General features: G+C 58.6%; 16 protein-coding genes and 1 pseudogene. 4 read left to right on the plus strand and 13 right to left on the minus strand.

The window, feature by feature from the left end:
• The first annotated feature begins 214 nt into the window (after positions 1 to 214).
• Together AC1DIH_RS05410 and AC1DIH_RS05415 are read left to right on the plus strand one after the other, a co-directional pair.
• Positions 215 to 1,675, plus strand: coding sequence for an efflux transporter outer membrane subunit (locus tag AC1DIH_RS05410; RefSeq protein WP_477770902.1), 1,461 nt, complete (start codon positions 215 to 217; stop codon positions 1,673 to 1,675).
• Positions 1,676 to 1,815: 140 nt separating this feature from the next.
• Entirely contained in the window at positions 1,816 to 2,601 is a 786-nt protein-coding gene (locus tag AC1DIH_RS05415) for an SDR family NAD(P)-dependent oxidoreductase (protein WP_347929964.1), read from the plus strand.
• Between the two features lie 111 nt (positions 2,602 to 2,712).
• Here the strand turns inward: AC1DIH_RS05415 and AC1DIH_RS05420 are convergent, their stop codons facing one another.
• The 11 genes and pseudogenes from AC1DIH_RS05420 to AC1DIH_RS05470 all read right to left on the minus strand — a co-directional run bounded on the left by AC1DIH_RS05420 (position 2,713) and on the right by AC1DIH_RS05470 (position 15,747).
• Positions 2,713 to 3,984, minus strand: coding sequence for an OmpP1/FadL family transporter (locus tag AC1DIH_RS05420; protein WP_477771081.1), 1,272 nt, complete (start codon positions 3,982 to 3,984; stop codon positions 2,713 to 2,715).
• Positions 3,985 to 4,183: 199 nt separating this feature from the next.
• Positions 4,184 to 4,810, minus strand: coding sequence for a TetR/AcrR family transcriptional regulator (locus AC1DIH_RS05425; RefSeq protein WP_054597228.1), 627 nt, complete (start codon positions 4,808 to 4,810; stop codon positions 4,184 to 4,186).
• A gap of 75 nt (positions 4,811 to 4,885) precedes the next feature.
• Positions 4,886 to 5,095, minus strand: a pseudogene (locus AC1DIH_RS05430) (12-oxophytodienoate reductase); the annotation flags it as partial.
• A 270-nt stretch (positions 5,096 to 5,365) separates the two neighbouring features.
• Positions 5,366 to 7,636: a TonB-dependent receptor gene (locus AC1DIH_RS05435; RefSeq protein ID WP_477770903.1), complete on the minus strand. Its 2,271-nt coding sequence runs from the start codon at positions 7,634 to 7,636 to the stop codon at positions 5,366 to 5,368.
• A gap of 230 nt (positions 7,637 to 7,866) precedes the next feature.
• Positions 7,867 to 8,850, minus strand: coding sequence for a siderophore ABC transporter substrate-binding protein (locus AC1DIH_RS05440; RefSeq protein ID WP_477770904.1), 984 nt, complete (start codon positions 8,848 to 8,850; stop codon positions 7,867 to 7,869).
• The gene (locus AC1DIH_RS05445; RefSeq protein ID WP_477770905.1) at positions 8,847 to 9,629 is read right to left on the minus strand and encodes an iron ABC transporter ATP-binding protein; all 783 of its coding nucleotides are present in this window, start codon (positions 9,627 to 9,629) and stop codon (positions 8,847 to 8,849) included. The genes AC1DIH_RS05440 and AC1DIH_RS05445 overlap by 4 nt, the downstream gene beginning before the upstream one ends.
• Positions 9,626 to 10,576 (minus strand): iron chelate uptake ABC transporter family permease subunit, encoded by a 951-nt coding sequence (locus tag AC1DIH_RS05450; RefSeq protein WP_477770906.1) that lies wholly within the window; start codon positions 10,574 to 10,576, stop codon positions 9,626 to 9,628. The genes AC1DIH_RS05445 and AC1DIH_RS05450 overlap by 4 nt, the downstream gene beginning before the upstream one ends.
• Positions 10,573 to 11,517, minus strand: coding sequence for an ABC transporter permease (locus tag AC1DIH_RS05455; RefSeq protein ID WP_477770907.1), 945 nt, complete (start codon positions 11,515 to 11,517; stop codon positions 10,573 to 10,575). The genes AC1DIH_RS05450 and AC1DIH_RS05455 overlap by 4 nt, the downstream gene beginning before the upstream one ends.
• Positions 11,514 to 13,283, minus strand: a complete 1,770-nt coding sequence (locus AC1DIH_RS05460) for an ABC transporter ATP-binding protein (RefSeq protein ID WP_477770908.1) — start codon at positions 13,281 to 13,283, stop codon at positions 11,514 to 11,516. Before AC1DIH_RS05460 ends, AC1DIH_RS05455 begins: the two co-directional genes overlap by 4 nt.
• On the minus strand, positions 13,277 to 15,067 hold the full coding sequence (locus AC1DIH_RS05465; protein WP_477770909.1) for an ABC transporter ATP-binding protein: 1,791 nt from the start codon (positions 15,065 to 15,067) through the stop codon (positions 13,277 to 13,279). Before AC1DIH_RS05465 ends, AC1DIH_RS05460 begins: the two co-directional genes overlap by 7 nt.
• Before the next feature lie 161 nt (positions 15,068 to 15,228).
• Positions 15,229 to 15,747: a sigma-70 family RNA polymerase sigma factor gene (locus AC1DIH_RS05470; RefSeq protein WP_103314543.1), complete on the minus strand. Its 519-nt coding sequence runs from the start codon at positions 15,745 to 15,747 to the stop codon at positions 15,229 to 15,231.
• A gap of 229 nt (positions 15,748 to 15,976) precedes the next feature.
• Here AC1DIH_RS05470 and AC1DIH_RS05475 point away from each other — a divergent pair, with 229 nt between their 5' ends.
• On the plus strand, positions 15,977 to 18,145 hold the full coding sequence (locus AC1DIH_RS05475; RefSeq protein WP_477770910.1) for a condensation domain-containing protein: 2,169 nt from the start codon (positions 15,977 to 15,979) through the stop codon (positions 18,143 to 18,145).
• 58 nt (positions 18,146 to 18,203) lie between these two features.
• On the opposite strand, the gene basC is transcribed toward AC1DIH_RS05475, so the two are convergent.
• Entirely contained in the window at positions 18,204 to 19,532 is a 1,329-nt protein-coding gene (basC, locus tag AC1DIH_RS05480) for a putative histamine N-monooxygenase (RefSeq protein ID WP_477770911.1), read from the minus strand.
• 83 nt (positions 19,533 to 19,615) lie between these two features.
• Positions 19,616 to 23,950 (minus strand): amino acid adenylation domain-containing protein, encoded by a 4,335-nt coding sequence (locus tag AC1DIH_RS05485; protein ID WP_477770912.1) that lies wholly within the window; start codon positions 23,948 to 23,950, stop codon positions 19,616 to 19,618.
• A 131-nt stretch (positions 23,951 to 24,081) separates the two neighbouring features.
• Here AC1DIH_RS05485 and AC1DIH_RS05490 point away from each other — a divergent pair, with 131 nt between their 5' ends.
• Entirely contained in the window at positions 24,082 to 25,257 is a 1,176-nt protein-coding gene (locus AC1DIH_RS05490) for an isochorismate synthase (RefSeq protein WP_477770913.1), read from the plus strand.
• Positions 25,258 to 25,272: the final 15 nt, after the last annotated feature.

Here is a 25,272-nt window from a genome sequence, read left to right on the forward strand (position 1 = left end):
CCTTACTTAAAAAATAGGACAGGCGTCATATTCTCAGTCTGGTGACCATATCTGTCAATGGTCACACATTATGAAATACCGAGCCCCTTTAATCTCAGCACTAGTATCGCCGTAAGCTGTTGGCCAACCTCGAGCTTAGCCCAAAGAGTGTCGATTGACAGAAAGTGACCATAACGTAATATGGTCACAAACATCCTCAATTGAAGGAACCTCAATGCCTACCCTCCGTCCCGTTGCTCTCTTGGTGAGTGCCAGCTTGATGACAGGTTGCGCGGTCGGTCCGGACTATCACCGTCCGGACGCCCCACTTTCGGACCATTACCTGGGGCAGTCTTCTGTCGAACAGAGGCCAGGGGCGACGCCGGCCGGTCTTGTCGCCTGGTGGGAAGGCTTTGGTGATCCACTGTTAGCCGACTTCGTCTCCAAGGCACTTGAGCAGAACCTGGATCTGGCGCAGGCGTCGGCGCGAGTCACGCAGGCACGGGCCGGACTGGGCGCCGCAAATGCCGCTTTACTGCCCTCGGGGAACATCACCGGACAGGCCGCGCGCTCCTTCCAGTCAATCGAGACGCCGCTCGGCCAGATGTTGAACTCAACGCCTGGCTATGATCGGTACGGAAGTTCCTACGAGGCCAACCTCGATGCCAGCTGGGAGGTAGATGTCTTTGGCGGATTGCGCCGCGGACGCGAGGCTGCTCTGGCCGAGTACCAGGTGTCCCAGGCGGGCGTCGCTGCCACACGATTGGCCATCGCCGCGCAGACCGCTGATATCTACATCACTGTCCGCGGACTGCAGACCCGGCTGGACATTGCGAACCGACAAGTCAAAACACAGCAGGATCTGCTAGAGAAAGTCCAAATGCTCTACAGCAAGGGGCTCGCCGCCAACTATCAGATTCGCCAGGCCGAGGGAGCGCTATCGCAGGTCCAAGCGACAGTGCCGGTCCTGCAGACCGGTCTGGATGCTGCCATGAATGCGCTGGATGTCATGCTCGGCACGCCGCCAGGCACTCACCGCACACAACTGGCAAGTGCGGGGAGCATTCCTGTAGCGCCGCAATTAAAGGCGATGGGAACGCCGGCCGATTTGCTGCGCCGCAGGCCAGACCTCATTGTGGCTGAGCGCCGTCTTGCGGCCTCAAACGCACGCATCGGGGAGGCGATTGCCGAGTACTACCCGAAATTCTCCCTTAGCGCATTGCTGGGCAGTGCCACGGCTGTATCCGCAGGCAACCTTTTTACTGGCGGCGCCAGCCAGTCGGCGGGCGTATTGGGATTGCGCTGGAGGCTCTTCGATTTTGGTCGCATAAACGCCCAAATCGACCAAGCCAAGGGACAGGAAGCCGAAACCCTGGCCGCTTACCGTCAGTCTGTGCTGCGCGCCACCGAGGATGTGGAGAACGCGCTCTCCTCACTGGTGAATCGGGAAGCTCAAGCAACCACCCTCACCGGGGGAGAGGCGTCTCTGACACAGGCTCGCCAATCGTCGTTCATTGCCTATGAGAAAGGCACGGCCAGCCTGATCGACGTCCTGCACGCCGACGAGACGATGCTGCAGGCTTCCGATGCCCGGGCACAAGCACGAACGGAATCGGCACGGGCGGCGGTCGCGGCATTCAAGGCGCTCGGTGGTGGCTGGCAGCCTCCTGAAGCCCAGCCTGTTGCGACACGATGATTTAACCAGGTGACGTAGCACTTGATGCACGCACCTACCCCTCCTCTTTCAGCTACTACCCAATCCGAGCGCGGGTTCGTTCACCGACTGACGCGGTCAGTAGCCAATTGCTCAATAGAAACCAACCGGAGTACAGCGAAATGAAGTCGAACGAGAATTCCTGGGTGCTCATCACCGGAGCATCAAGCGGATTTGGCGAGGAGTTTGCCCGGCAATATGCAGCACAGGGAAAATCGCTCGTTCTGGTAGCAAGAAGACTGAGCAAGCTCGAAGCACTATCGGCGCAGTTGCGCGAACGCTTCGGCGTTGATGTGATCGTCGAACAAGTAGACCTGTCCTCGATCCCGGCGATCATCGAACTGCATGAGCGACTCAGCGAACGCAATATAGTGATCGATGTGCTCATCAACAATGCGGGTCATGGATTGCAGGGGCCTTTCCTGGATCAATCTCTGGATGAGTCTCTGACCATGATTGATTTGGATATCGCCAGCCTGACAGGGCTGACACGCCTTTTCGCGGCCGACATGCGAGCCCGCAAACGTGGGCACATCCTGATGGTCGCCAGCTTGCTGTCCTTCCAGGGCGTGAAGAATTTCGCCGTTTACTCTGCCGCGAAAGCCTATGTTCTTCGCTTCTCTGATGCGCTTCATCGCGAACTGAAAAAAGACGGCGTCGTCGTTACCGCACTTTGCCCAGGAATGTCGGATACCGGATTTGCAGAAAGCGCCAAGCAACGGATCACACCGGCCTTAAAAATGGTGATGATGCAGCCTCAACCCGTCGTGCGTGCAGGAATCCGTGCACTGCAAGCCGGACGCATGAGTGTGGTGCCGGGTTTTGGCAACAAGGCCATTACTGTCTTGACTTGGGCCACGCCTCGTCGGTTTCATCAGAGCCTTATGGCGCAGGTGATGGGAGTCTGAGGGGGCGACAAAGGGGCCTTTTACCTCAGGGGAAAGGCCCGAGATATGTTCTTAAAGGTCGGGAGGCAACGCATGCTCCCGACAGGACATTTATCGTGTAACAGCACTCAATTAGAAGCGGTAACTAACGGACGTACCGAGCCCGTTCGCACTGTTCTTGAATTTGGCACTGTATACACCTCTGTTCGCAGAGGCGTCGTTGATCTGCACGCTCTCCTCCCATAGGTAGGAATAAGCAACATCGATCGTGACATTGTCCGCCGGAGTCCAGCCAGCACCGAAGCTGATAACCTTCCGGTCGCCCGTGGGAATACGTGGTCCTCGGTTGGTGTTGTTGGTGGGCGACTGGTCGACCGAGAAGCCTGCGCGAAGTACCCATTGGCTGTTCAATTTGTACGCCGTGCCGATAGCGTGAGCCCACGTATCATGCCAGTTCTGTTCTTCGGTAATAGTGCCCAGGGAGCCGCTCAACAAAGGGGGTAAACCCGTGTTCTCGATGGTTAATTCTTTAAAGCGACTCCAGCGTGTCCAGGTACTCCCCAAATATAGAGTCCAGTCATTATTGAGCTGATGAGTCACCGAGAAATCCACTGACTCTGGGGTATCCACATCCAGCGAAGCGTCATAGCTCCGACCGCTGACCCCCAACACGCTAAAGATGCCGTCGGTGACCTTGGTCTTGGCGTCCAAGTGGTAACTGACCTTGGAATGGTAAGTCATGCCCAAGCGAGTTTGGTCTGTAGCCTGCACCAGGATACCGGCGTTGAAACCGAGGGCCGTGTCATCGCCCGTGCTTTTGAGTTTTCCGTCATTGCGACCTGGGCTCAGTGGATTGGGCACCATCCCGGACAGCTCACCGGTGATGCGGTTGATGGTCGGACCGAACCCGATCGAAACTTTGTCGTTAAAGGCATAGCTGATGGTGGGCTGGAACGTAAGGGTCGTGACCTCACTTTTGTTGGCGTAGTAACGCCCGGCAAAATCGCTGCCGTAGTCAGTCATCAGACCGAAAGGTACATAAAAACCTACACCAAACGCCCAATGCTCATCGATGGGTTTGACGTAGTAACCCATAGGCACTGTGGTGGTTGGCACCATGTCGCCGTCTTCCTGGCCTCCGAATGTACTGCGGGTTTGGCTTATGTCGGTCTTCGCGAATAGAGTCGCCGCGCCCACGCTGACCTGCTCTCTTTTCAATCGAGACATGCCCGCCGGATTACCGAAGACCGTGCTCGCATCTTCAGCGGATGAGGAGCGCCCGGCAAACCCGGCCCCCATCCCGCTGACGCTTTGTTCATTGAGAGCGAAACCGCTTGCAAACACATTTGAAGATGCGAGCACGACAGCGAGGCCAAATGGGCTCTTGAGCACTATTTTTTTCATTGTTTGAACTCTATGGGGATCACTGAGATGAAGCAGTAGAAGCAATGGCTCACCATATTTATTCATGTGACCAATTCAGTCAACGGTCACAATGCGAATAAATGAAATGCCCTTCGACGACTGGAAGAAGGGCAAAGTGAAAAGCCGTTTTGGTGATGTGTCGCTTACACAGGCATGACGTAAAACCGTTAGCCGAAGGTCAAGGCATGAGGCTACGCAAAATGAGGTTGGAGGTGAGCGTGGGCGCCTCCTCGACATAATCGAGGTTGTACTGCAGGAGTAAAGGATTGACGAAAGGCCGCAAAGCCAGATGTATCGCCTCTACTGTTTCGTCCAGGGGAGTCTTGCGTTCAAATTCGCCGATCTCTCGCCCCTCCCGCACAATTTGCAACACGAAGCGTTTGATCTGTGCGTCATAAGCCTGCGTACTGGGCCAGCTTTCCGACGCCGCGAATGCTGCAATGTCATAGAGTTTTCGGTCGTTAAAGAACAGATTCACACCTGTGGCGATCACAGTTTTGACCAATCGTCGAAAGCGCTCCGTCGGCGACAGGTCTTCTATATTGATCGCCTGCTCCACAGCCGCGACGATTTCTGCCAGACAATTTGCGCAGATGGCTTCACCGATCGCCTGCTTGGAATCAAAAAATTTGTAGATGTAGGCCTTGGAAAACCCGATGGCCCTGGCCAGGTCGGAAACCGTGGTTTTGCCGTAGCCGTATTGACTGAAGTGTTCGTTGGCCGCCGCGACAATCTGGTCTCGAATGTCGTGATCGGCTGGGCCACGGGGGCTGGGGGAAGCTGAAGATATTGATGGCTGATTCATGGGAACAGCTTACTCATCCTATCGAGGACTGACAACTTGTGACCGATAATACATATAGTCACAAATCGACCATGAAGAATCTAACGCTACATTACCTAGCGACACTGTGTAGCCTGCGCGTAAATGCCCGGGCCACACTGCAACGCAGTTCAGTCCGTTCTCCCCGTCAATTTCKGGAAATTCAGGGTCCCAGAAGCGTCGCTGCGAGCAATGCAGAACATCAACACCAGCCTCAACCAACGGTAGCAGCCAGTCTTCCATTAATGCAGGGGTCTCGGCGAACCGATGTTTCAGGCACATCCGCACTTGTGGCGAGGGAGCTTGCTCCCGCCGGACTGCGTAGCAGGCCCGATTCAGGGCCGCTTCGCGCCCCAGCGGGAGCAAGCTCCCTCGCCACAGATACTTCTCACGTCTCCAGACTTTCTTAAGTGAACAGCATTGCCGATTGATCGGGGCTTTATCGTTAAATCCAGCGAGAATTCCCGCGGGCCGTGTCGTACCGCCAAGACCGGAGAAAGTCGTAGAACTCTCCCCCGCCTCTTGGCTGGCCGACTGTCAGAAATCGACCGATGCTGAAAGCTGAAGGGTACGTGGAGCGCCCAGGCCGCCGGACAGGCCACTGCCGTCGCCGCCATTGTAGGAGCCGAGCCAGTAGGCCCGGTTGGCGAGGTTCTCTACGTTAGCCCGTAAGGTCACAGGTTTGGACATGACCTTGGTGGTGTACCGACCGCCCACATCGAACACGGTGTAGGACGGCAACTCCATCCGATGGTCGTCCGTAACGTAGCGGCTACCTACGTAGTTCGTGCCTGCGGTCAAGGTCAGCCCAGGGACCCTCTCCAGATCGTACTCGACCCCGAGTTTGCCGATGATTTTCGGAACTCCAGTCACCTGATTGCCTTCGTTCGACGCTACCAGCGCCTTCGTCAACACCGCCTGTGTGTAGGAAACACCGCCCATCAAACGCAGATCTGGTCGGGCCTCACCGAAGAAGCTCCATTCCACGCCACGGTTGCGCTGCTCTCCATTGACGCCAAAAATATTGGTGACCGGGTCGGTAAAGGTGCTGGGTTTTTCGATCTGGAACACGGCCAACGTAGTGGCGAACGTACCCAGGTCAAGCTTGGCGCCCACCTCATACTGTTTTGTCTGAATCGGGCTCAAGATTTCACCCGGGTTGGCTGCCGTCGTCGGAGCCGTCCCCCCCTTGGACAGACCTTCGATGTAGTTCGCGTAGACCGATACATCGTCAGTGACCTTGACCAGCAACGCGGTAGCCGGCGAAACACGGCTCTCGTCGTAGTGAGAGGTCTTGACCCGCGCCGGAGTCAGGTTAGTGCTCTCCACCGACTGACGTCGCACACCCACCGTCCATTGGATGCGATCATCAAGGAACGAAAGGGTATCGAGAAAAGCCAGACTGCCCAGCTTGTCTTCGGTCCGAGAGGTGACCGCACCGAAATTGTCCAACGGCGGTGTTTGGCCAAAGTCGAGGTTGTAGTAGTTGGTGGTCACGTAGTTGGCTATCTGTTTATCCTTGAAGCTCATCTCCGACTTGTACTGAGTGGCCGCCAGCGACCATTGGTGGCCTACGGGACCGGTGTCGAAGTTGCCCTTCAGGCCAACCTCGCCCGATTTCTGGGTGCCCTGCCCATCCGAGCGATAAGCCAGAACATTGATATCACCGGCGTTGTTGAGCAGCGTGTCGCGCGTCATCAGGGCGTTGCGGCCACCGTCCCTCTGCCCATAGGCCGCAAAGGCGGTGAGCGATTCATTCAAATCGACCTCGCCTCTGAGCAAAAAGGTTTCGGTGTCGTTGGTGGTGTACGCCCAGTCAGGTGCCAGCGCGTAATCACCTTTCTTCGCGCGGGGTACGCTGGTGACCGTGGGGTTGACCGAGAAAATACCGAAGTAGTTCGCGCCCTCCAGATGTTCACGGTGCTTGTAGGCGTCCAACGACAGGCGAATGCGTTCGGCGCGCCAGTCCAGGCCCAGCGCATTGAGCTGCATGTTTTGTTTCTGGTCGTCCACAGCGGTATCGCCGTCGCGGTACGCCCCGTTGTAGCGGATACCAAACTGATTCTGCTCGCCAAAGCGCCGACCCACATCGGCATGCGCACCGTATAAACCATTGGATTCAAAAGAGGTCGTCAGGCGTGTCAGCGGTTCGTCGCCAGCGCGCTTGGGCACCATGTTGATGCTGCCTGCGACGCTGCCATCCGGCGGCATGCCGTTCAGCAGCGCAGACGGGCCCTTGAGCACTTCGATGCGTTCGGCCAGCTCGGTCGCGCCGCGCAGGTTCGGCGCCATGCCGATCAGGCCGTTGTAGGTGATGTCGTTGGCGCTGGTATTGAAGCCACGAATGAAGAAGGTTTCGAGGATGGCCCGTTTGGAGGGAACGTTCACCGATGGATCGGTTGCGCCGATGACCGAACCGATGTCCTTCGCCTGGTGGTTGCGCACGAAGTCATCGGTGTAGCTGATGGCGCTGAAGGGCGTCTCCATAAAGTCCTTGGTGCCCAGCAGCCCGACTCGACTGCCAGTGGCAACCTGGCCTCCCGCATAGGCGGGCGGCAGGTCGGCAGTTGCACCCATAGTGCCCTCCACCGTCGTTTCAGACAGCACAAGGCTACCTTCGCCAGTGCCCGTCGGAGACTGTGTTGACGGCTCAGGCGCAGCAGCCACAGCCATCGATCCCCCAGTCAGCCCTAGTAACAGTGCCATGTGTACAGCAGAGAAGGTTCGATTCAAGGTAAACGAAAAAGCGCGTTGCGTAGCCTGCGATGAATCAGGATTGGCGCTGTGTGGGCGGCCGTGTTCCGACATGCTGGATTCCTTTCGATGCGATGAATTGAAGTGCATTCATTAGGTTTCCGTACCAGAACGCCAATTCCTCAATCCAAATGATAATAATTTGCATATACCGCACCAAGAACACTCCAAGGGGCTGGATCAGTGGCGCCCCCCCCAATGACCGAAGCAACATTCGAAAGCCACAAAAAAGGGCCGGTGCCTGAACAGGACCAGCCCTTTGTGCCGCAGATACACGTCGCGAATCAGCCCTTGTAGCCCTGAACCACCTCGTCAGCCATTCGATTCAGACAGGTCACGCTAGCGGTACACAGATACCAGGTCTGAGCATCGACAAAGATTACACGGCCGTTGTTCCAGGCCTTGGTCTTGCGCAGCAGCGGGTTATCCAGGCTCTTGATGTCCAGTGCCGGACGATGCTCCATCACCGCGGTTCGGTCGATTACATAAAGAATGTCGGGATCGGCCTGCTGGATAAACTCATTGGAAATCGGCTGTCCATGTAAACCGGCTTCGATGTCAGTGCTGGCCGGTTTCACGCCCAGGGTGTCGAAGACAAAGCCGTAGCGCGACTTCACGCCGTAGGAGGTGAAGGCGCCGTTGTTATGCAGCACGATCAAGGCTTTCTCTGGACGTCCTTCGGTGACACGGCGGGTCTGTTCCACCTTGGCGTCCATTTCCGCGACTTTCTGGCGGGCCAGCTCCTCTTTGCCGAGGATGCGTCCCAGGAGGGTCAAATGCTCCTTGGCTGTGCCGATGAAATTGCCTTGTTTGTTGGTCAGGTCCACGTCGTCGTAGACGGTCGGGGCGATCTGGCTGAGATCCTTATAGCTTTGCGCCTGGAGCGGAGAGATCAGAATCAGGTCCGGCTTGAGCGCATGCAACCGCTCGAGATTGGGCTGAATAGTCGATCCGACATCCATGACATTCGAGTCGTCACGGTATTTGGCGAGAAAGCTGGTGACGTAGTCCTTGGCGATACCCACCACCGGCGCACCCAACTGATCGAGTGTATCGAGCTCGCTCATATCGAAAGCCACTACGCGCTCGGGCAGTTTGCTCACCACGGTTGTGCCCAGAGGATGCTCGATCTTGATCGGCTCGTAGTGCGCCTGCGCACTCACTGGTGGCTTGGCCTCTGCCGCCGGCTTGTCACAGCCCTGCAGCCCGGCCGCTACGGCCATTGCCAGTAGCATTCCACAGAATTTGTTCGCGTGATCCATGCTCATATCAGTTCCCTTGAAGGTGATGGGTTGAAGTAGTTGCAGACAAACCCTTGTTCGCTCTGCAGGATTTCGAAATCCAGATCAAAAAGTTCGCGCAGGTGCGCCTCGGTCACCACCTCCGCGACTGGGCCGTGGCAGTGAACTCCCCCGCCTTTCATGGCAACGATATGATCGGAATAGTTGGCCGCGAAGTTGATGTCATGGACCACCAGGATCACTGTGCGGCCTTGCTCATCACACAAGCGCCGCAGGGCACGCATGATCTGTACGCCATGCTTCATGTCGAGGTTGTTGAGCGGTTCGTCCAGCAACAGGTAATCCGTTTGCTGGGCAATGGTCATCGCTAGGAAGGCCATCTGCCGCTGTCCGCCGCTGAGCTCGTCAATGTAGGAGAGGCGCAGGGACTGCAAAGACAGGAACTCGATGGCTTCATCGATAGCCTCGCGGTCCTGGGCGGTAAGCGCTCCACGGCTGTAGGGGAAGCGCCCGAAGGCGACCAGTTCCTCGACGGTCAGGCGCAGGTTGAAATCCGGGGACTGGCGCAAGGTGGCCACGCGCTTGGCATAGTCGCGAACGGGCACATCCAGAATGCTCCGCCCGCCAATCAGCACGTCGCCCCGGGTCGGCGTCAGCAGGCGTGCGATCAACATCAGCAGCGTGGTCTTGCCCGCTCCGTTTGGGCCGATCAGCGACGTGACCTGCCCCGGTGGAAACCGGACGCTGACGTCACTCAGGACGTGCCGGCTGCCATAGGCCTTGTAAACGTTATTGAGGGCGATCATGGGGTGCCTCGGGTTCGAATCATCAGCGCAAGGAAATACACACCACACACCAGGTTGATGAGAATGCTGACGGAGGTGTTGTAGTTGAATATCTGCTCGACCAGGTATTGGGCGACAATGAAAATGCCAATGGCGATGGCGCAACTCATGGGCAACGTGACCCGGTGCCGAGCGGTTCGGGCAAGCGCATAGGAGATGTTCGCAACGAACACGCCCATGAATGCCGTCGGCCCGACGAGGCTCGTCGAGATCGCCACCAGAATGGCAATAAGTGCCAGTTGAAGGCGCACGCTGCGCGGGTAATCGACCCCCAGGGAAATGGCCTGGTCACGCCCCAGGGAAAGCACATCGAGCACCGGCAGGGTTCGTTGGGCGATGCCGCACACCGCCGCGACCAGCACGCCCGAATAGATCACTTGCCCAGGTTGCGCCTTGTTGAAGGAGGCGTAGTTGAACCCTTGGAAAATCGAGAATTCTCCGGGGCTGATCTTCAGCTGGATGAATTGGGTAAACGTCCCCATCACCATGCTCAGTACCAGTCCCAACAGGAGCAGCAGGTACACGTTGTTGCTCCCGTCACGGAACAGCCACCGATGAATAAGCCATGAATAGCCGAGCATCAGCAGGACCGACAACAGGACGTTACCGTCACGCCCCAGCAACACCAGGCTCTGGGTGCCCAGCAGCAGAATCAACAGTGCCTGGAACAGCAGGTAGATCGCCTCATACCCCATGATCGCCGGCGTCAGTATTCGGTTGCCGGCGATGGTCTGGAAAATCACTGACGAATAGGCGATGCATACCCCGGCAATGCACATCGCCGCCAAACGGGTCAGTCGCTTGGGAATGACGTAGTCGAAGTCGAAACCGGCCCCCAACAACAGGAACCCGATCGCCAGCGCCAGAACCAGCAGCCAGAGACCATAACGGGTAGCCACGCGCCTCATGTGTACTTCCTGATCAGCAGCACGAGAAATAACAGGCCGCCCACACTGCCGGCGGTGAGGCCGATAGGCACTTCGAAGGGGTAGATCAGCAGGCGGCCGAGGATGTCGCAGGCCAATAGCAACGACGCGCCACACAAGGCGACGATGGGCAATGTTCGCTCCAGGTTTTCGCCGTAGTGCAGCGCCACCAGGTTGGGAATCACCAGACCGACAAAGGGGATCGCCCCGACCGTGATGACCGTGGCGGAAACGGTGACCGCCACGAGCATCAGACCTAGCGCCGCATTGGCCGCGTAGTTCAAGCCCAGGCTGCTGGCCATGCCCTCACCCATCCCCAGGACGGTAAACCGGTGCGCATACAGGTAGGTGAGCATGACAATCGGCAGGATCAGATAGATGATCTCGTAATTGCCCTGCACGATTTTCGAGAAGTCACCGAGCATCCAGCCCTGCATGCTCTGCAAGATGTTATGACGGTAGGCGTAGAACTCGGCGACGGCGCTCAACACGCCGCCATACATCAGGCCTATGACAGGGACCATCACCGTGTTCTTGAACTTGATACGGCGGATGATCGCGATATAGATCAGGCTCGCGGCAAAACAGAACGCCAGGGCAAACAGCATCCTGCCGGCAGTCCCCGCGGCGGGGGCTACCGTCAGTGAAATCAGAATGCCCAGCTTTGCCGCATCCAGCCCACCGGACGTGGCGGGTTCGACGAACCGGTTACGCACGATCTGCTGCAGGATCACGCCGCAGACGGCCAGCCCTACCCCGGTGAGTATCAGGGCTGCGAGGCGCGGAAGGCGGCTGGCGGTCAGTGTCAGCCAGGCATCTTCGGAAAAGGTGAAGAGCGCCGTCCAGGAGACCTGCTTGACTCCAACCATCAGCGAAAGGCAACAGAGCACAACAAACAGGATCAGTAAGGTTGCACGACTCAAGAATCGTCCTCACTGCCAAACGCCCCGGCAATCCGCCAGCCCTTTGCGGCCCGGCGCTGAGCGAGAAAGTGCGCGTAGAGACCTGGCTTGGCACTCAATTGCGCGTGGGAACCTTGCTCGCTGATCCGGCCATTATCGAGCACCAGGATCTGGTCGGCCATGGCCACCGTCGAGAGCTGGTGCGCGATGACGATCAGCGTACGCGTACCACGCAAGCGTGCCAGTGCCTCGGCAATAGCGGCCTGGTTCTCGGCGTCGAGCGCAGCAGTCGCCTCATCGACCAACAGAATCGGTGCATCCTTGATCAACGCGCGGGCGATGGAAATCCGCTGGCGTTCGCCGCCGGACAATCGGGCGCCGCCCTCGCCCACCGGGGTATCCAGGCCTTGAGGCAGTCGTTCGATGATCTCCACGACACCGGCTTGTCGTGCCGCTTCCATCACCTGGGCATCACTGGCATCGGGTTTGCCAATGCGAATGTTGTCGGCGATGCTGCCCTGGAACAGGTAAGCATCCTGGAAGATCTGACTGATCTGGCCGGCCAGTTGCTCGCCGGACATCTGGCGCACATCCACACCACCGACGATCACACTGCCTTGAGTCACGTCGAAGAAACGCGCGATCAGCCTCACCAGCGTGGTCTTGCCCGAGCCGGAAGCGCCGACCAGAGCGGTCATGCTGCCCGGCTCGATACGCAGGCTGACCTTCTGTAATACATCAGCCTGATCCTCGGCATAACGAAAGCTCACGTTGCGCAGTTCAACGGACCCACCGACGGGTGCCTGTGGCGTTTGCGGTTCAGGTAGCGGCTTGACCGCAAAGATCTCGTGCACGGCTCTCAACTGCCCTCGCGCGCCACGCAACACCTCGCTATAGCCAGCCACTTCCAGCAACGGATCGATAAAGCGGCTGACCAGCAGCAGTGAAACGATGACCGCGATGACCGTTCCCGCCTCCAGGCTTGCGCCCGACAGCTCACCCAGCCATAGCGCGGCGGCCACCAGCAAGGCGGCGAAGCTCGCCTGTACAGCCCAGGCATTGAACACCACCGACATCGCCGAGACGTGAATCAGCTGTCTTGCGGAACGCTGCTGGCGCCCGATGGCCTGTTCAAGAAACCGGGTACCACCGTCCTCGCCATTGAACGCCCGCAGCACCGATTGCGCCTGGGCGAACTCGACCATGCGCTGGCTGGTGTGGGCAGCGTTGTACTGGAAGTCCTGGTCGGCACGCTGCCCCAAGCGGGCGGTCAATACAAAGACACCCAACAGGATCGGCAGCGTCACCAGCGCGATCAGGCCCATCTGCCAGTGCAAGGCGAACAGTGCAATCAGGATCACTACCGGCGTGATCACGCCGGTAATCAGCGGCGTGAAAACGTGGGCGGGAAGCTGGGCCATTTCCATCATGCCCTGGGACGCGACATGGTTTAGCCGCGCGGTATTTTGTGCGGTGAACCATCCCACCGGCAAACGCGCCACATGGTCGCCGAGCCGATGGCGGCCCCGCTGGAGAACGGCGATGCCGACACGGATACCGGCTTTCTCCACGGTGCGTCGTAGTGCCCAGCAAATCACCACCCCGATCACCAGCGCGATCAACCATTGCCCCGCTGCGCGCGTTTCACTGCCCAGCAGGCTGGTGAGTATCGGCACCAGGGTGACAATCGTCAGCCCGCAGAGCAGGCCGTAGACCAGCGTCATATAGAGATAGCGCCGCAGCACCGGGGCATCATCACCCAACAGTTGAATAAAGGTTCTCAGCATGACGGCACCGCCTGTTCCTTGGCCTGTTCGTAGCCGCCCAGTGCCCACAGTCGGGCGTAGCGGCCTTTGCGGGCGAGCAGTTCGTGATGACGTCCCTGCTCACAAATCGTACCGTTGTCGATCAGAATGATCCGGTCGGCGTGCATCACCGTATCGAGCCGGTGAGCGATCACCATCAAGGTGCGGCCCCGGGCGAATCGCGATAGCGCTTGCTGGAGCTTTACCTCGTTCTCGGCATCGGCTGCCGCCGTGGCTTCATCAAGCACTAGCACCGGCGGGTCGAGCAACACGGCGCGGGCGATACTCACGCGCTGTAACTCGCCGCCAGAGAGCTGCACATCCTCGCCGATCACTGAGTCATAACCGCGCGGCAAGGCGAGGATGCGCTCGTGAATATTCGCGGTGCGTGCTGCGTCTTCGATGTCCTGCTGGCTGGCCGATGGCCTGCCCAAGGCAATGTTGTCGCGCAGGCTGGCATGGATAAGACGCACTTCCTGCAGCACAAAACCGATGCGCCGGTACAGCTGCGTGCTCTCGATCTGCCTGATGTCGACGCCGTCCAGCGTAATGCGCCCTTCAGTCGGATCGAAGAAGCGCAGCAGCAGGCGTGCCAATGTCGACTTGCCGGAGCCGGAAGCACCGACAATCGCTGTCACGGTACCGGGCTTGAGGGTGAAGCCAATGTCCTTGAGCACCGGGTTCTGGCCGTCGTAGCTATAGCCGAGCTGCTCGACGCGAATTTCGGCATTTTCAGGCAACTGCCGTGATTCGCCCGCCAGGGTTTCCAGTACCGGCGTTTCCAGTAACCCATGCACACGCTGGGCAGCGGCGGTAGCATTGTTCAGGTCGTGGGTGATGTAGCTCAACAGCAGCAGTGGCGCACAGATGCCCGGCGCCACCAAGGCGAAGGGCAAGACTTCTACCGGCGTGATCCAGCCCAGGCTCACCAACAAAGTGCCAAAGGCCAGCACCACCCCGAGTACCGCAACCGGGGTAACCATTGCATGGGCGTTGGCCATCGCACTGACCAGCGGCCGAGTGAAGTCGGTGAACGCTTCGGCGAAGGCATCCACCGCCTCACGGTAGCTGCCATGGGCCTTGCCCTCGACACCGAAGGCCTTGACCACGGGAATGCCGTTGACGAACTCGACCACTGCGTTGTTGATGCGTGCCATGCCGGCACCGAACGATTGCATGTTCGCCCCACTGGCCTTGGTCGCCCTGGAGAAAAACAGGAAAAACAGCGGGAATGGCAGCAGGGAGACAATCGCCATGCGCCAGTCCATGGCAAACAGGTACAGGATGGCAATGAGGATCGCCCCCACGGTACGGCCCAGCGTGGTAAAGAAATGCGCAGTCAGGCTGTGCAGCGTACCGATGTCATCCTGCATGGCCTGTTTGACTTCACCCGAAGCCCGACTGGTAAACCAACCCAGCGGCACCTTGGCCAGTCGACGAGTAATCGCCAGGCGCAAATGGCCGGTGATGTGATTGTCGGCCAGGTGCGCAACCATCTCGCCCACCGAAATCAACGTCATGCCGAGGAACAGGCACACCAGGCTGATGCTGACAACCTGCCAGACCTGACCCTGCATCTGGACCCAGCCGGTAGCGACCCCGGCCTGCCCCATCGAGAGCTGTGCGATATGGGCGATGCCGGCCAGTGGCACCATCGTCAGCATGGTCCCGATCGCGGCCAGTACCGCGGCGACAATCAGCCGGCCGCGAACAGGTTTCAGTATCCGGGATACCGAGCCGGCGGCGGGTGTGTCTTTATCACTCATGAGCTCTCCTGAATTACCACTGGTGACAGCCTGAAGGCATGCCTGACTTCCTTTGTGTTCGAGCGTTTTGCGCGATGCGTACCTTTTATTCCGAACGGCGACGCAAAATCCTCAATCGAAATGCGGATTAATCCGTTCGCCGTCGTGAACCGAACGATCGATCACAGGCCCGCCCCCGATGCAAATGGGTGACAGGCCCGAAGGCCCGCAGCGATGTATTTCTCGACGGAGGACACCGACACCTTCAATTCGGCCGCGATATCCCGGTGGCCCATGCCATGCAACTTGCACATCAGCAATGCTTCGCGGGCCTTGAGTGGCTTGTTATGCAAGGCGACATCGATCTGTGACAGGGCCTCGGATGCCAGTGCACGAACCTCTTCTGATGGCACCTGAGGCTCGGCTTGCTGCATCAGCCCTTCCAGATGGCTGGCCTCAAGATGCCGGCGGCGATACAGATCTATCACCATTCCCTTGGCGATTTGAGTCAGATGACGGCGTGAGTTCTCGGTCGAGGGAACCCGGCCCTTCCTGATGAGATTGAGATAGACGTCATGGGCCAGATCCGCGGCATCCACCGAATTGCCCAGCTTGCGACGCAACAAACTGCACAACCAACGGTGGTGGTCGACATACAGCTTTTCAAATTGCTCCTGGGACGCGAACGCTCCGTTGTCCACAACACCTCTCCTGAGACGATGGTCTTCGCGATCAGATTTTGACTAATGCGAATAGGTATGATTATTATTTAACATCATACGGTGTTCACAGAGCCCCTGCAATGCGACCTCATTGCAACTCCTTTGATGCCCGGAACCCTGGGCGTTACACCAGACCGAGGATCGGTCTGTCGGCACTCGGTGCCACCTCTACTTCTTACTGTTCAGTTTGATAAGGCGGGAAATTTCCATGATGGAACTCAGTCCAGATTCGTTACCGAAGCTATCTATCAACGGTCACGAGGAACATATCTGGCTCTTGCAGCAGCAATACCCCGAACGCATCCTCAAACACCTCTGCGCCTGGCGGCTCGACGCGGATGTCGATCTTTCAAGGCTTGAGTTGGCGATCAAGGCCGTCATCGAAGCACAGCCCGATTTGAATGCACGCTATCAATTCAACGACGACGGCGAGGTGGACAAGGTCCACGCCAGTGACTGGAAATCCTGTGTCGAACTCATTCACTCACCCTCCGACGCCGAAGCCACCGAGCAATTGCTCTCGCGGCAAGCGGCAGCGTGGGATGCGCAAAGCCAGCCGCCATTCAAGGCGCTGATAATTCAAACCAGGCAGAACGTTATCCTGGCGTTCGTGATCCATCAGATCCTCGACCAGACCTGCCAGGACATCGACCTCTATCACCAAGTCCTGAACGCCTATGTCGGTCACTCGACCAGCGACACCCCGTGGTTACGCCGTCAGGCCGATGGCAAGGATGCAGCTCCAGCAGCCAGTGCACCCAACGCCCGGCCAGTGGCCAACAGCAGTGAAGTGGCGACGATTATCCTTGGCGAATTCCGTGGTGCCCTGGCGGAGCCGGACATGCAATCTACGGATGACTTCTTTGATTTCGGCGGCCACTCCCTGCTGGCCACCCGCATCATTGGCAAGCTGTTGAGCAATCACGGCATCGAAGTCCAGTTCAATGACTTTTTCAGCGCCCCTACCGCCGAGGCCCTGGCATCACGGGCCCACGTCATCGCGCATGACAACCCGGCAGCAGCTGCGGCGGGCCAGCCGCAAGACGTGCAGCGGGCACCTTTCGCGCTGGCCCAGGCCTCCCTCGGGCGGGCCTATGTCGCCTATGGGTTCGGGACGATTTTCAACCTGCCCTTTGCCTTGGATTTCCTCGACAACGTGGATGAGGCGCTGTTCGAGCAAGCCTTCCACGACCTGCTCGTACGCCATGCCAGCCTGCGTACGACCTTCCACTTCCAGGACGCTGAGGCGTATCAGCAAATCGTGCCGATCGCGCAACTGTCCCACTACAAATGGTTCTGGCCCAGCCATGAGAGCCGAGGGGCAACACTGGAAAGCGAAGCCGCTTATCAATTCGACCTGGCCCGCGAACTGCCCCTCAGGGTTCGCTTCATTTACGACTCGCAGCGCAAGCGCCAAACCCTGTCTTTGCTGATCCATCACATGGCCATTGATGAATGGTCGCTCAACGTCATGATGGAGGAACTGGCCCAAGCCTACCTCGCCCGTGCCGCCGATAAAGCGCCGACCTGGGAAGCGCCTGCCCGCTCTTTCCACGAGTTCGCCGTGCAAGAACAAAGTACCGGCGTCAATCAGCAGCATCTCGACTATTGGACGAGCCTGTTGCGTGATGCAACCCGCGGCTTGACACTGCCCTCCCCCGATCATCAGGCGAGCGCGCCTGCCGAAGCCGCTTCGACGAAGGCTCAATGGTTCGAAATCAAACCCGACCAGGACCTCACCGATAACCTGTATGCCTTCGCCAGACAGAACAACTCGTCGCTGTTCGGCGTGGTCTATACGGCCATTGCGCTGTCGCTGCACAAACTCGGTGACTTGCAGGACCTGGTGATCGGCACATCGGCTTCCGGGCGCACCGACCCCGGGTTTTACGAAACGGTCGGTTACTTCACCACCATGGTCGCGCACCGGGTGCAGTTCGATCCTCAGCAGACAGTGGGCACGCTGGTCGAAAACGTCACCCACCTGATCAATGACTCCATGGCCTATGCCGATGTGCCGATGGAGACGATTCAACAAGCCTTGGGCATGACGGCTGCGGACGGCCTGCTGTTCGACGTCTATATCCAGATTCATGCCAACAATGCATTGAACGGTACGCTGAGCACGCCAGACGCAGGAACGATCCGCTACCGACAGATCGACCCGGACAAGAACCAGTCGATGTTCGGTATTCAGTTCGAGATCCTGGAAAACCTGATCGACGGCAAACGCTCACTGCGCCTGGTGATCACCTACCGTTCGGAGCGTTACAGCGCCGAACAGATGGCACGCCTCAGCGCAATGATCGATCACGTGTTCGCACGTTTTACAACGCCAGATGCAGCCGGCATCACCCTGAATCATATCCGCGCATAACCCTCAATCAGGGTCTTGTTAACGCCATAAGTGTTAACAAGACCCTGCACATCAAGCTCTACGCTTCATGCATCCCGTAGCGCTGGAACGATGAGCGCTTGGGCAAGCGGTAGTGCGTGTGGCCGAGTAACCGGTTGGCAATTGTCGCATTGCGAATGGCAGCTACTCCGAGATCCGGCGAACCAACACCATGCTGGAAGATCTCCGCATTCTGCACAAAAACACGGCCCGTGCCTTCGTCGCAGCGGCGCGCCGTAAAGTCTTCCTGGACGATACAGTCGCCGAATTCATCGGTTTCAAGCACGACGCCTTTGAGCCGTTCAAACCACTGTGGCCAGGCATGCCCGTATCCCGTCGCCGCAACAATGGCATCGGCCTCAAGGGTGCCGGTCTGGTCCAGCTCGCGGTGCCGGTAGGCAATTCGCAGCGTGCCGTCGACATCCTCAACGGTCTCGACCTCGCAGTTGGAAAGCAACGTCAGGCCTGTATCAGCGCCGCCAATCGAGCGTTCGTAGATCAGGTCGTAGATCTGGGCAATGGTCGAAAAACTGATGCCCTTGTACAGCAACCCCTGCCCCGCAACGATGTCTCGGCGACGCTCCCGTGGAATACTGTGGAAGTACTCCATGTAGGATGGCGTAAAGCACTCCTGCCCAAGTTTTGAATACTCCATGGGATGGAAGCCTGGCGAACGCGTGATCCAGCGAATCGAAGCACCGGCCGCAATCCGTTCGGGGGTCAACTCGTTGAACAATGCCAGCACGCACTCCGCCGCACTCTGCCCGGAGCCAATCACCGTGACCCGCCGGCACTGCGCCAACTGCTCCTGCCTTTTGCCGAACTGCGCCGAATGCATGACCGGCGCCGTGCTCTTGAGCTGGGCCCATTTCGGCAACAGCGGCACGGTGCCGACCCCAATCGCCAGGTCCCGGCTGTAGTAACGGCGTTTGAAGCCGGACACGGACTGGCTTTCAATCAGGAATCGGTCAACGCTCGCGTCATAGCTCACATCACAGATGTCTTCGCCGAAGTGGCAAGCGGGCAACTGCTGCGACGCCCATCGGCAGTAATGGTCGTACTCGCGCCGCGGCACCTGAAAGTTCTCGTAGTAATAGAACTGATACAGGCGATCGTGCTGATGCAGGTAGTTCAGATAACTCAGTGGATGCGTGGGGTCAGCCATCGTCACCAGGTCCGCCAGGAAGGGAACCTGCAGCGTCGTGCCGGGCAAGAGAAGCCCTTCATGCCAACGAAATTCCGCTTTGCGATCAAGGAAAATACCCGTCACGCCCGTGTGCCTGGACAGTAATGCAGCCAGCCCGAGATTAAAGGGCCCAATGCCAACACCGGCAATATCTACAGTGGGTATATCCGTCATCCGATCCATCTCCAAAGGGACTGCTTTCTGGATAGAAGGGAGCACGCTCTGTGGTGCCCCACTCCATACATTTCAATATTATTCAGAGGCGCTCACGAGCCTTCAGCCATGAGTAGCCGTTCGACGTCGTGTGCATTGCGGCAGCGCAGCAATTGCCCGGGTGAAAGCGCCACCGAAAAGTCTTCCTGGAACCGCGCCGAAATGGCTTTCAAATGCTGGGGACGCAACCCCAGGCTGATGAAATCCACCGCGTCATTGACCCCGTCTTCCAACGGGCGGCCCAGTACACTCAAGTAGAGGTCCAGCACCTTGTTTCTCCTGGTCGAGATGATCCTGGCGGCAGGCTCGGCCACTTCATTCGCCGGCGCAGTGAGCAGGCTGCGGGCCCGCTGGCGATCAGGCTTGCCGTTTTGCGACAGCGGCAACTCATCCACGCTCAAGAACCGCGTGGGGACATGGGAGTGCGGCAGATGTTGGCGGGCATAGTTGCGCAACTCGGTTGCCGTCAGCTCTGGGGCACCCTGCTGGCCGACATACAGCGCACCGATGCAGACCTCACCTTGACGTTGCTCGCCATAATCCACGACCAGCACGTGCCTGACCGATGGGTGATTGATCAGTTCGATCTCGATATCCGGGAGCGACACCCGTACACCGCGAACTTTCACATAGCCGTCGACCCGACTGTCGAAGATCAAGGTGCCATCGCGACGGTAGCGACCACAGTCACCGGTGCGGAACGCACGAACGGCTTGGCCATGTTCATCGTTGACGGTCACGAACTCGCTCTGTGTCAGCTCGCCGTTTTCCAGGTAGCCCAATGCGAGATTGACACCAGCCGTGTGAATTCGGCCGACAACGCCCACCGGGCAATGCTCACCCTGTGAATCAAGGGTGAAGTAACCGTTACCGGGCAAAGGCCTTCCGTAGGGGATCAGCGCTTGGTCATCGGCCGTGATTTCGTGCCAGATACTCCAGATGGTTGTCTCCGTCGGCCCCCCAAGTGAGATCAACCGGGAATCCGGCAGCAGCGCGCGCAGCTCGGCGATCACGGCGGGCTTGATGTAGTCACCACCCTGCGCAATCAGGCGCAGGCTCCTCAAGTCATGAGCGGCGCGGCAAGAAAGAAGCATCTCCAGGATGGCGGGCACCGAACACCACAACGTCACCTGATGCCGGGCAATCAACTGATTCCAGCGCACTGCATCCTTTTCTTCGCCCTGGCCAGGCAGTACCAGCGTCGCCCCCGCTGTCAGGCAGCCCAACACGTCGAAAACCGACATGTCATGGTGAAGCGGGGTTACGGACATGAACACATCGCGCTCGGTCACTGCCCAGCGCTCAAGGGTGCTGCCAATGACATTGGCGGTGGCTCGGTTGCTCAGCACCACACATTTGGGCTTTCCGGTGGTGCCCGAGGTATAGAGGTAATAGGCCGGCGCTTCGCTTGACGACAGGTCCTCCATCACCGGTGGAACCTCGGCTTGCGCTGCCAGCAGCTCATCGGGTGTCGTACAAGGATGCTCGACAGACTCGCCCTGGGTGATCACCACCAGATCAGGTTGACAGTTTTCCAGCAGGAAAAGCCGTCGTTCCTCAGGTGCCGAAGCATCGATGGGGACCCAGATCAAGCCCGTCAGTGCACAGGCCAACGTCACCATCGTGTGCTCCGGGCTACGGGGCAGGCATATGGCAACCACATCGAGCCGAGAAAGCCCGCGCGCTCGCAAGGCAGCGATCACCCGGCATACGCCGTCGCCAAGCTCGGCATAACTGATTTGCCGGTCGCCGCTGATGAGGGCGATTCTGGCGTTGCTACGATCAAAGATATTGCTCGCGATCTGCCCGAGAAAGGGTGCATGGCACGCCTCGGTCACCGGGCTATTCAGCCGATAGTGGCGCCTGTCGATAATCGCCGGAGCATCAATGGCAAAAACACCGTTTGCCGTGATCTGGTCGATCGCCCTTTCGAAGGCACTCAAGATATCGCTGACCACCGCCGGATCCAGTACTTCGCGCGCATAGTCGATGTCGAACACCAAGGCACCCTCGGCGTTGGCCGAGAAGCGGATATCCATCGCCACCTGTGGTGTCTGGGTCAGCCCGCCACACAGGCTCATGGGACTGTCCGTCGGCGAGACCGGCCAGGAAAAACCGTTGGTGATCACCACGGGCAGGACCGGGCCTGGACCGTGGGATTCGAACAGCAACCGGGCAAGGTCAACCCCTGAAAAGGCCAGATGCTGCAAACCTTCCAGCACATCGACTTGCAGCTGGGTAGCCCGCTGCGCAAAACCGTCTGGATCGGAGTTCCAGTTGACCGCGATAAAGCTTGAGCGATTGGCGAAGGCACCACTCGTTTGCGGAGCAACAGGCACCGCGACACACACGCCCCCCTCATCGACCCAGTGGGAAAGCACTTCCAGCACCAGCGCCATCAGGGCGGAATTCTTGAACAGCCGTTGCCGCGCTCCCAGTTTGCAGAACGCGCTGAACGCCGCTTTGGGCACCAACAGGCTCTGTCGCTCATAGCGAGAAGCGCCCACCTGGTCCAGCGGGGTGATCCACGGCAAACGTGGAGCGCCGCTTACGCAGGCGAGTTTGGCTTTCCAATAAACAGCATCCGCCTTGCGTTGGCTGACGAGCTCTTCTGGCTCAGGCGTAACCTCGGTGAACGGCTCCTCGCCGACCACACCGTCGAACAGTTCAACCATGAGGGTTGCGATCGATCGCCCATCGAGAATCAATGCATCAAGGCGCACAAAAACGCTCAGATGACCTTCCGGGAGCAGGAAAACCGTGACATTCCAGGGCGAGCGATCCAGTTCGAACAGAGCATGCGCATACGCCTCACGACGCTCCTCAACATAGCCAAGCGCTTCGTCTGGCGACAGAGCCGTGAGGTCGACTTCCTGCAGGTTTATCTGCACCTCGTCACTGACAAACTGCACGAGCTTTTGCGCATCGATCCGTGTTCTCAGGCTTTCGTGGCGCCGGACCATCCCGGCCAAACGGCTTCGCAGCAGAGCAGGATCCACAGAGCCGCGGTATTCGCGAAACTCCTGCATGGCCACGCCACCCAGCGGCATCTGCTGGCTACGCCCAAGCAGATAGGCCTGCTGAAGAGCGGTCAGCGGCAGTGTGCGCTGAGAAAACGGTTGATCCAGGACCGCGGAGCAGACAGACGCCTCACGCACGATCGCCACGAAGCGATTGAACAGATCCGACACCCAGGCTTCTGGCAGAGCATCAAGGCGAATATCCCAATTGATCAAGATGCCACCGTCGACGCACGCGATCTGCGCGTCGAGTGCAACCTGGGGCCCTTGGGAGATCACCCAGTTCATCGGCCCGAAGACCCGCCGGACGCGCTCGGAGAGAAGATCGCCGCCCGGCATGTCCAGCGCTGCGGTAAACACCACCGGTGCCAGTTGCGGCGAACCATGATGACGAGATAAATCGCGCATCAGATTCACCCCGGAATAGGCGCTATGTTCGAGCAAGTCGAGCATTCTTTTCGCCATCTGCGTGCAAAGGGCAGCGGGGCTGCGGGCCGACTCGATATCCACATCGAGAATCAGCACATTGGCAAAATCACCGACTACCCGTTCGACGTCGTCCACCAGTGGCGGACGCCAGAACGAGGGCACGTTGAGGCGGAATTTCCGGTCCCCTGTCTGCGCCCCGAGTACCGCCGCGAAAAGCCCCATCATCAAGGTCGACAGGGTCATTCTTCGCTCACGGGCCAGACGCTGCAGTGCCTGACGCTCATCGGGGCCAAGCCATGTGCTTAATCGATGGCTGCGGGCTTGATCAGGCTGAACCTCGAGAAACGGCAATGTGGGCGCAGGAGCGATTTCAGCCAGGCGCTCACGCCACCAAATGCGGTCTCGTTCCCGGGCGACTTTGAGCGAGGTGTCGGTACGCGCCTTGTCGTACCAATCGAAGAAAGAAGGCGTGTGTGGAACCGGTCCGTCGGGGTCGTCATAAAACCGTGCGAGGTCTTCGATTAACGTGCGAAAACCCGATGGGTCGATGGCGATCATGTCCGTATCGACGTGCAAGCGGAACTCATCGTCCGCCAGCAGGCTGACCGAGAAACGGACGCCCGGGCAATGACCAAGATCAAGCTGCTGATGAGTCCATTCCTCGCGCTTGCAGAGCAGATGTCTCGCTACTTCCGACTCGATCATCGAGCGTAGATCTTCGACTTCCAGCTGCGGTGACTGGTCCATCGAAGCAATGGATTGCAGGCCATCCGCATTCAGCCGGACCCGCAGCATGGGATGCAGCCAGCATACCCGTTCAAGCGCCGTGCGCAGCCGTTCAAGGTCAATGGAACGGCCATCGAACTCGGCATAAAGATGAGCCGAAACTCTCCCTAAAGACGCATGAGCAGCGCGCCCGATCCAACAGGCGGCTTGCATTGAAGTTAACTCTCTCATGGCTCACTCATGTGATTGACAAATCTAAATGATTAGCGTCCCATAATAGAAACGATAATGATTATATTTCAAGACTTAATTTTTTACCCATAGGCCACGGAGGCTTTCCCCAAATGAGATCGGGCACCCTAAGAGCGAATGACACGGATGAGGTGCAAGCTATTGATGAAAAAGAGAGTTTTTCATTTACCTCCGGCGATCGAGAACTAACAGTCGCCGGGATGCTTCAGCGAATCGAAACACCTGCCATTGGCGGCGATAACGCCAATAGCTTGTTCCAGAAAACCGTGCTGCAAGCCTTCGACCGGGCGCGCAAGGCCGGCCAGAGCAACCCGATAATCGTCGGCGCCATCCCCTTCGATCCTGCTGAAGGCTCCTGCCTCTATATTCCTGAACACGCCGAGTGGCGAACACGAACCGCCACCGTATGGACGGGCCTTGCAGCACTGCCTGAACTGATCGAGCAAAAAAACATACCGGACGAGCAAGGCTTCAAACGCGCGGTAGAGCACGCGATCGTCAACTTCCGCCACAGTGACGTGCGCAAGGCCGTGCTCTCGGTGCAACGTGAGTTGGTGTTTGCGCAGGATGTGGATGTGGGCGCCATGCAGAACAATCTGCGGGCCCAGAATCAAAGCGGTTATCACTTCCGTGTACCTATGCCGGACGGCGCTACGCTGATCGGCGTCAGCCCTGAACTGCTCGTTCACAAGGACGGTCTGGACTTCGTTTCCAACCCGCTGGCAGGCTCGGCCAAACGCATGAGCGATCCACAAGCGGACCAGCGCAACGCCGATTGGCTGTCAGCTTCGGAAAAGGATCACTACGAGCACCGCCTCGTGACCGAGGACATCGCCACTCAACTGGGGGAGCTGTGCACACAGCTGAATGTGCCCCAGCGCCCTTCCCTCATCAGCACACCCGCACTCTGGCATCTCTCCACCCGCATCGAAGGCACCTTGGCGGATCCGACCGTCTCGGCCTTGCAGCTTGCCTGCCGCCTACATCCAACCCCTGCCGTCTGTGGCTTCCCCACCGAGCGCGCCCGGCGCCTGATCCGCTTTGTCGAACCCTTCGAGCGTGGCCTGTTCACCGGCATGGTTGGCTGGTGCGACGCCCAAGGCAATGGCGAGTGGGTGGTGACCATTCGCTGCGGCACCGTCAAGCGCAACAGGGTTCGCCTGTTCGCCGGCGCTGGCATCGTCGAAGCCTCGAGCCCCGACTCCGAATGGACAGAAGTCCAGACCAAACTCGGCACCATGCTGCGCGCATGCGGTTTGGCCCACTAATACGAACTTTTCAGT

Source organism: Pseudomonas sp. 05N36 (assembly GCF_056397385.1).

Coding starts and splice junctions, on each gene's coding strand:
- AC1DIH_RS05415 (WP_347929964.1), top strand. CDS start 1,816: ATGAAGTCGAACGAGAATTCCTGGGTGCTCATCACCGGAGCATCAAGC.
- AC1DIH_RS05440 (WP_477770904.1), bottom strand. CDS start 8,850: ATGAGCATGGATCACGCGAACAAATTCTGTGGAATGCTACTGGCAATG.
- AC1DIH_RS05425 (WP_054597228.1), bottom strand. CDS start 4,810: ATGAATCAGCCATCAATATCTTCAGCTTCCCCCAGCCCCCGTGGCCCA.
- basC (WP_477770911.1), bottom strand. CDS start 19,532: ATGGATCGGATGACGGATATACCCACTGTAGATATTGCCGGTGTTGGC.
- AC1DIH_RS05420 (WP_477771081.1), bottom strand. CDS start 3,984: ATGAAAAAAATAGTGCTCAAGAGCCCATTTGGCCTCGCTGTCGTGCTC.
- AC1DIH_RS05460 (WP_477770908.1), bottom strand. CDS start 13,283: ATGCTGAGAACCTTTATTCAACTGTTGGGTGATGATGCCCCGGTGCTG.
- AC1DIH_RS05435 (WP_477770903.1), bottom strand. CDS start 7,636: ATGTCGGAACACGGCCGCCCACACAGCGCCAATCCTGATTCATCGCAG.
- AC1DIH_RS05450 (WP_477770906.1), bottom strand. CDS start 10,576: ATGAGGCGCGTGGCTACCCGTTATGGTCTCTGGCTGCTGGTTCTGGCG.
- AC1DIH_RS05485 (WP_477770912.1), bottom strand. CDS start 23,950: ATGCAAGCCGCCTGTTGGATCGGGCGCGCTGCTCATGCGTCTTTAGGG.
- AC1DIH_RS05490 (WP_477770913.1), top strand. CDS start 24,082: ATGAGATCGGGCACCCTAAGAGCGAATGACACGGATGAGGTGCAAGCT.
- AC1DIH_RS05465 (WP_477770909.1), bottom strand. CDS start 15,067: ATGAGTGATAAAGACACACCCGCCGCCGGCTCGGTATCCCGGATACTG.
- AC1DIH_RS05445 (WP_477770905.1), bottom strand. CDS start 9,629: ATGATCGCCCTCAATAACGTTTACAAGGCCTATGGCAGCCGGCACGTC.
- AC1DIH_RS05410 (WP_477770902.1), top strand. CDS start 215: ATGCCTACCCTCCGTCCCGTTGCTCTCTTGGTGAGTGCCAGCTTGATG.
- AC1DIH_RS05475 (WP_477770910.1), top strand. CDS start 15,977: ATGATGGAACTCAGTCCAGATTCGTTACCGAAGCTATCTATCAACGGT.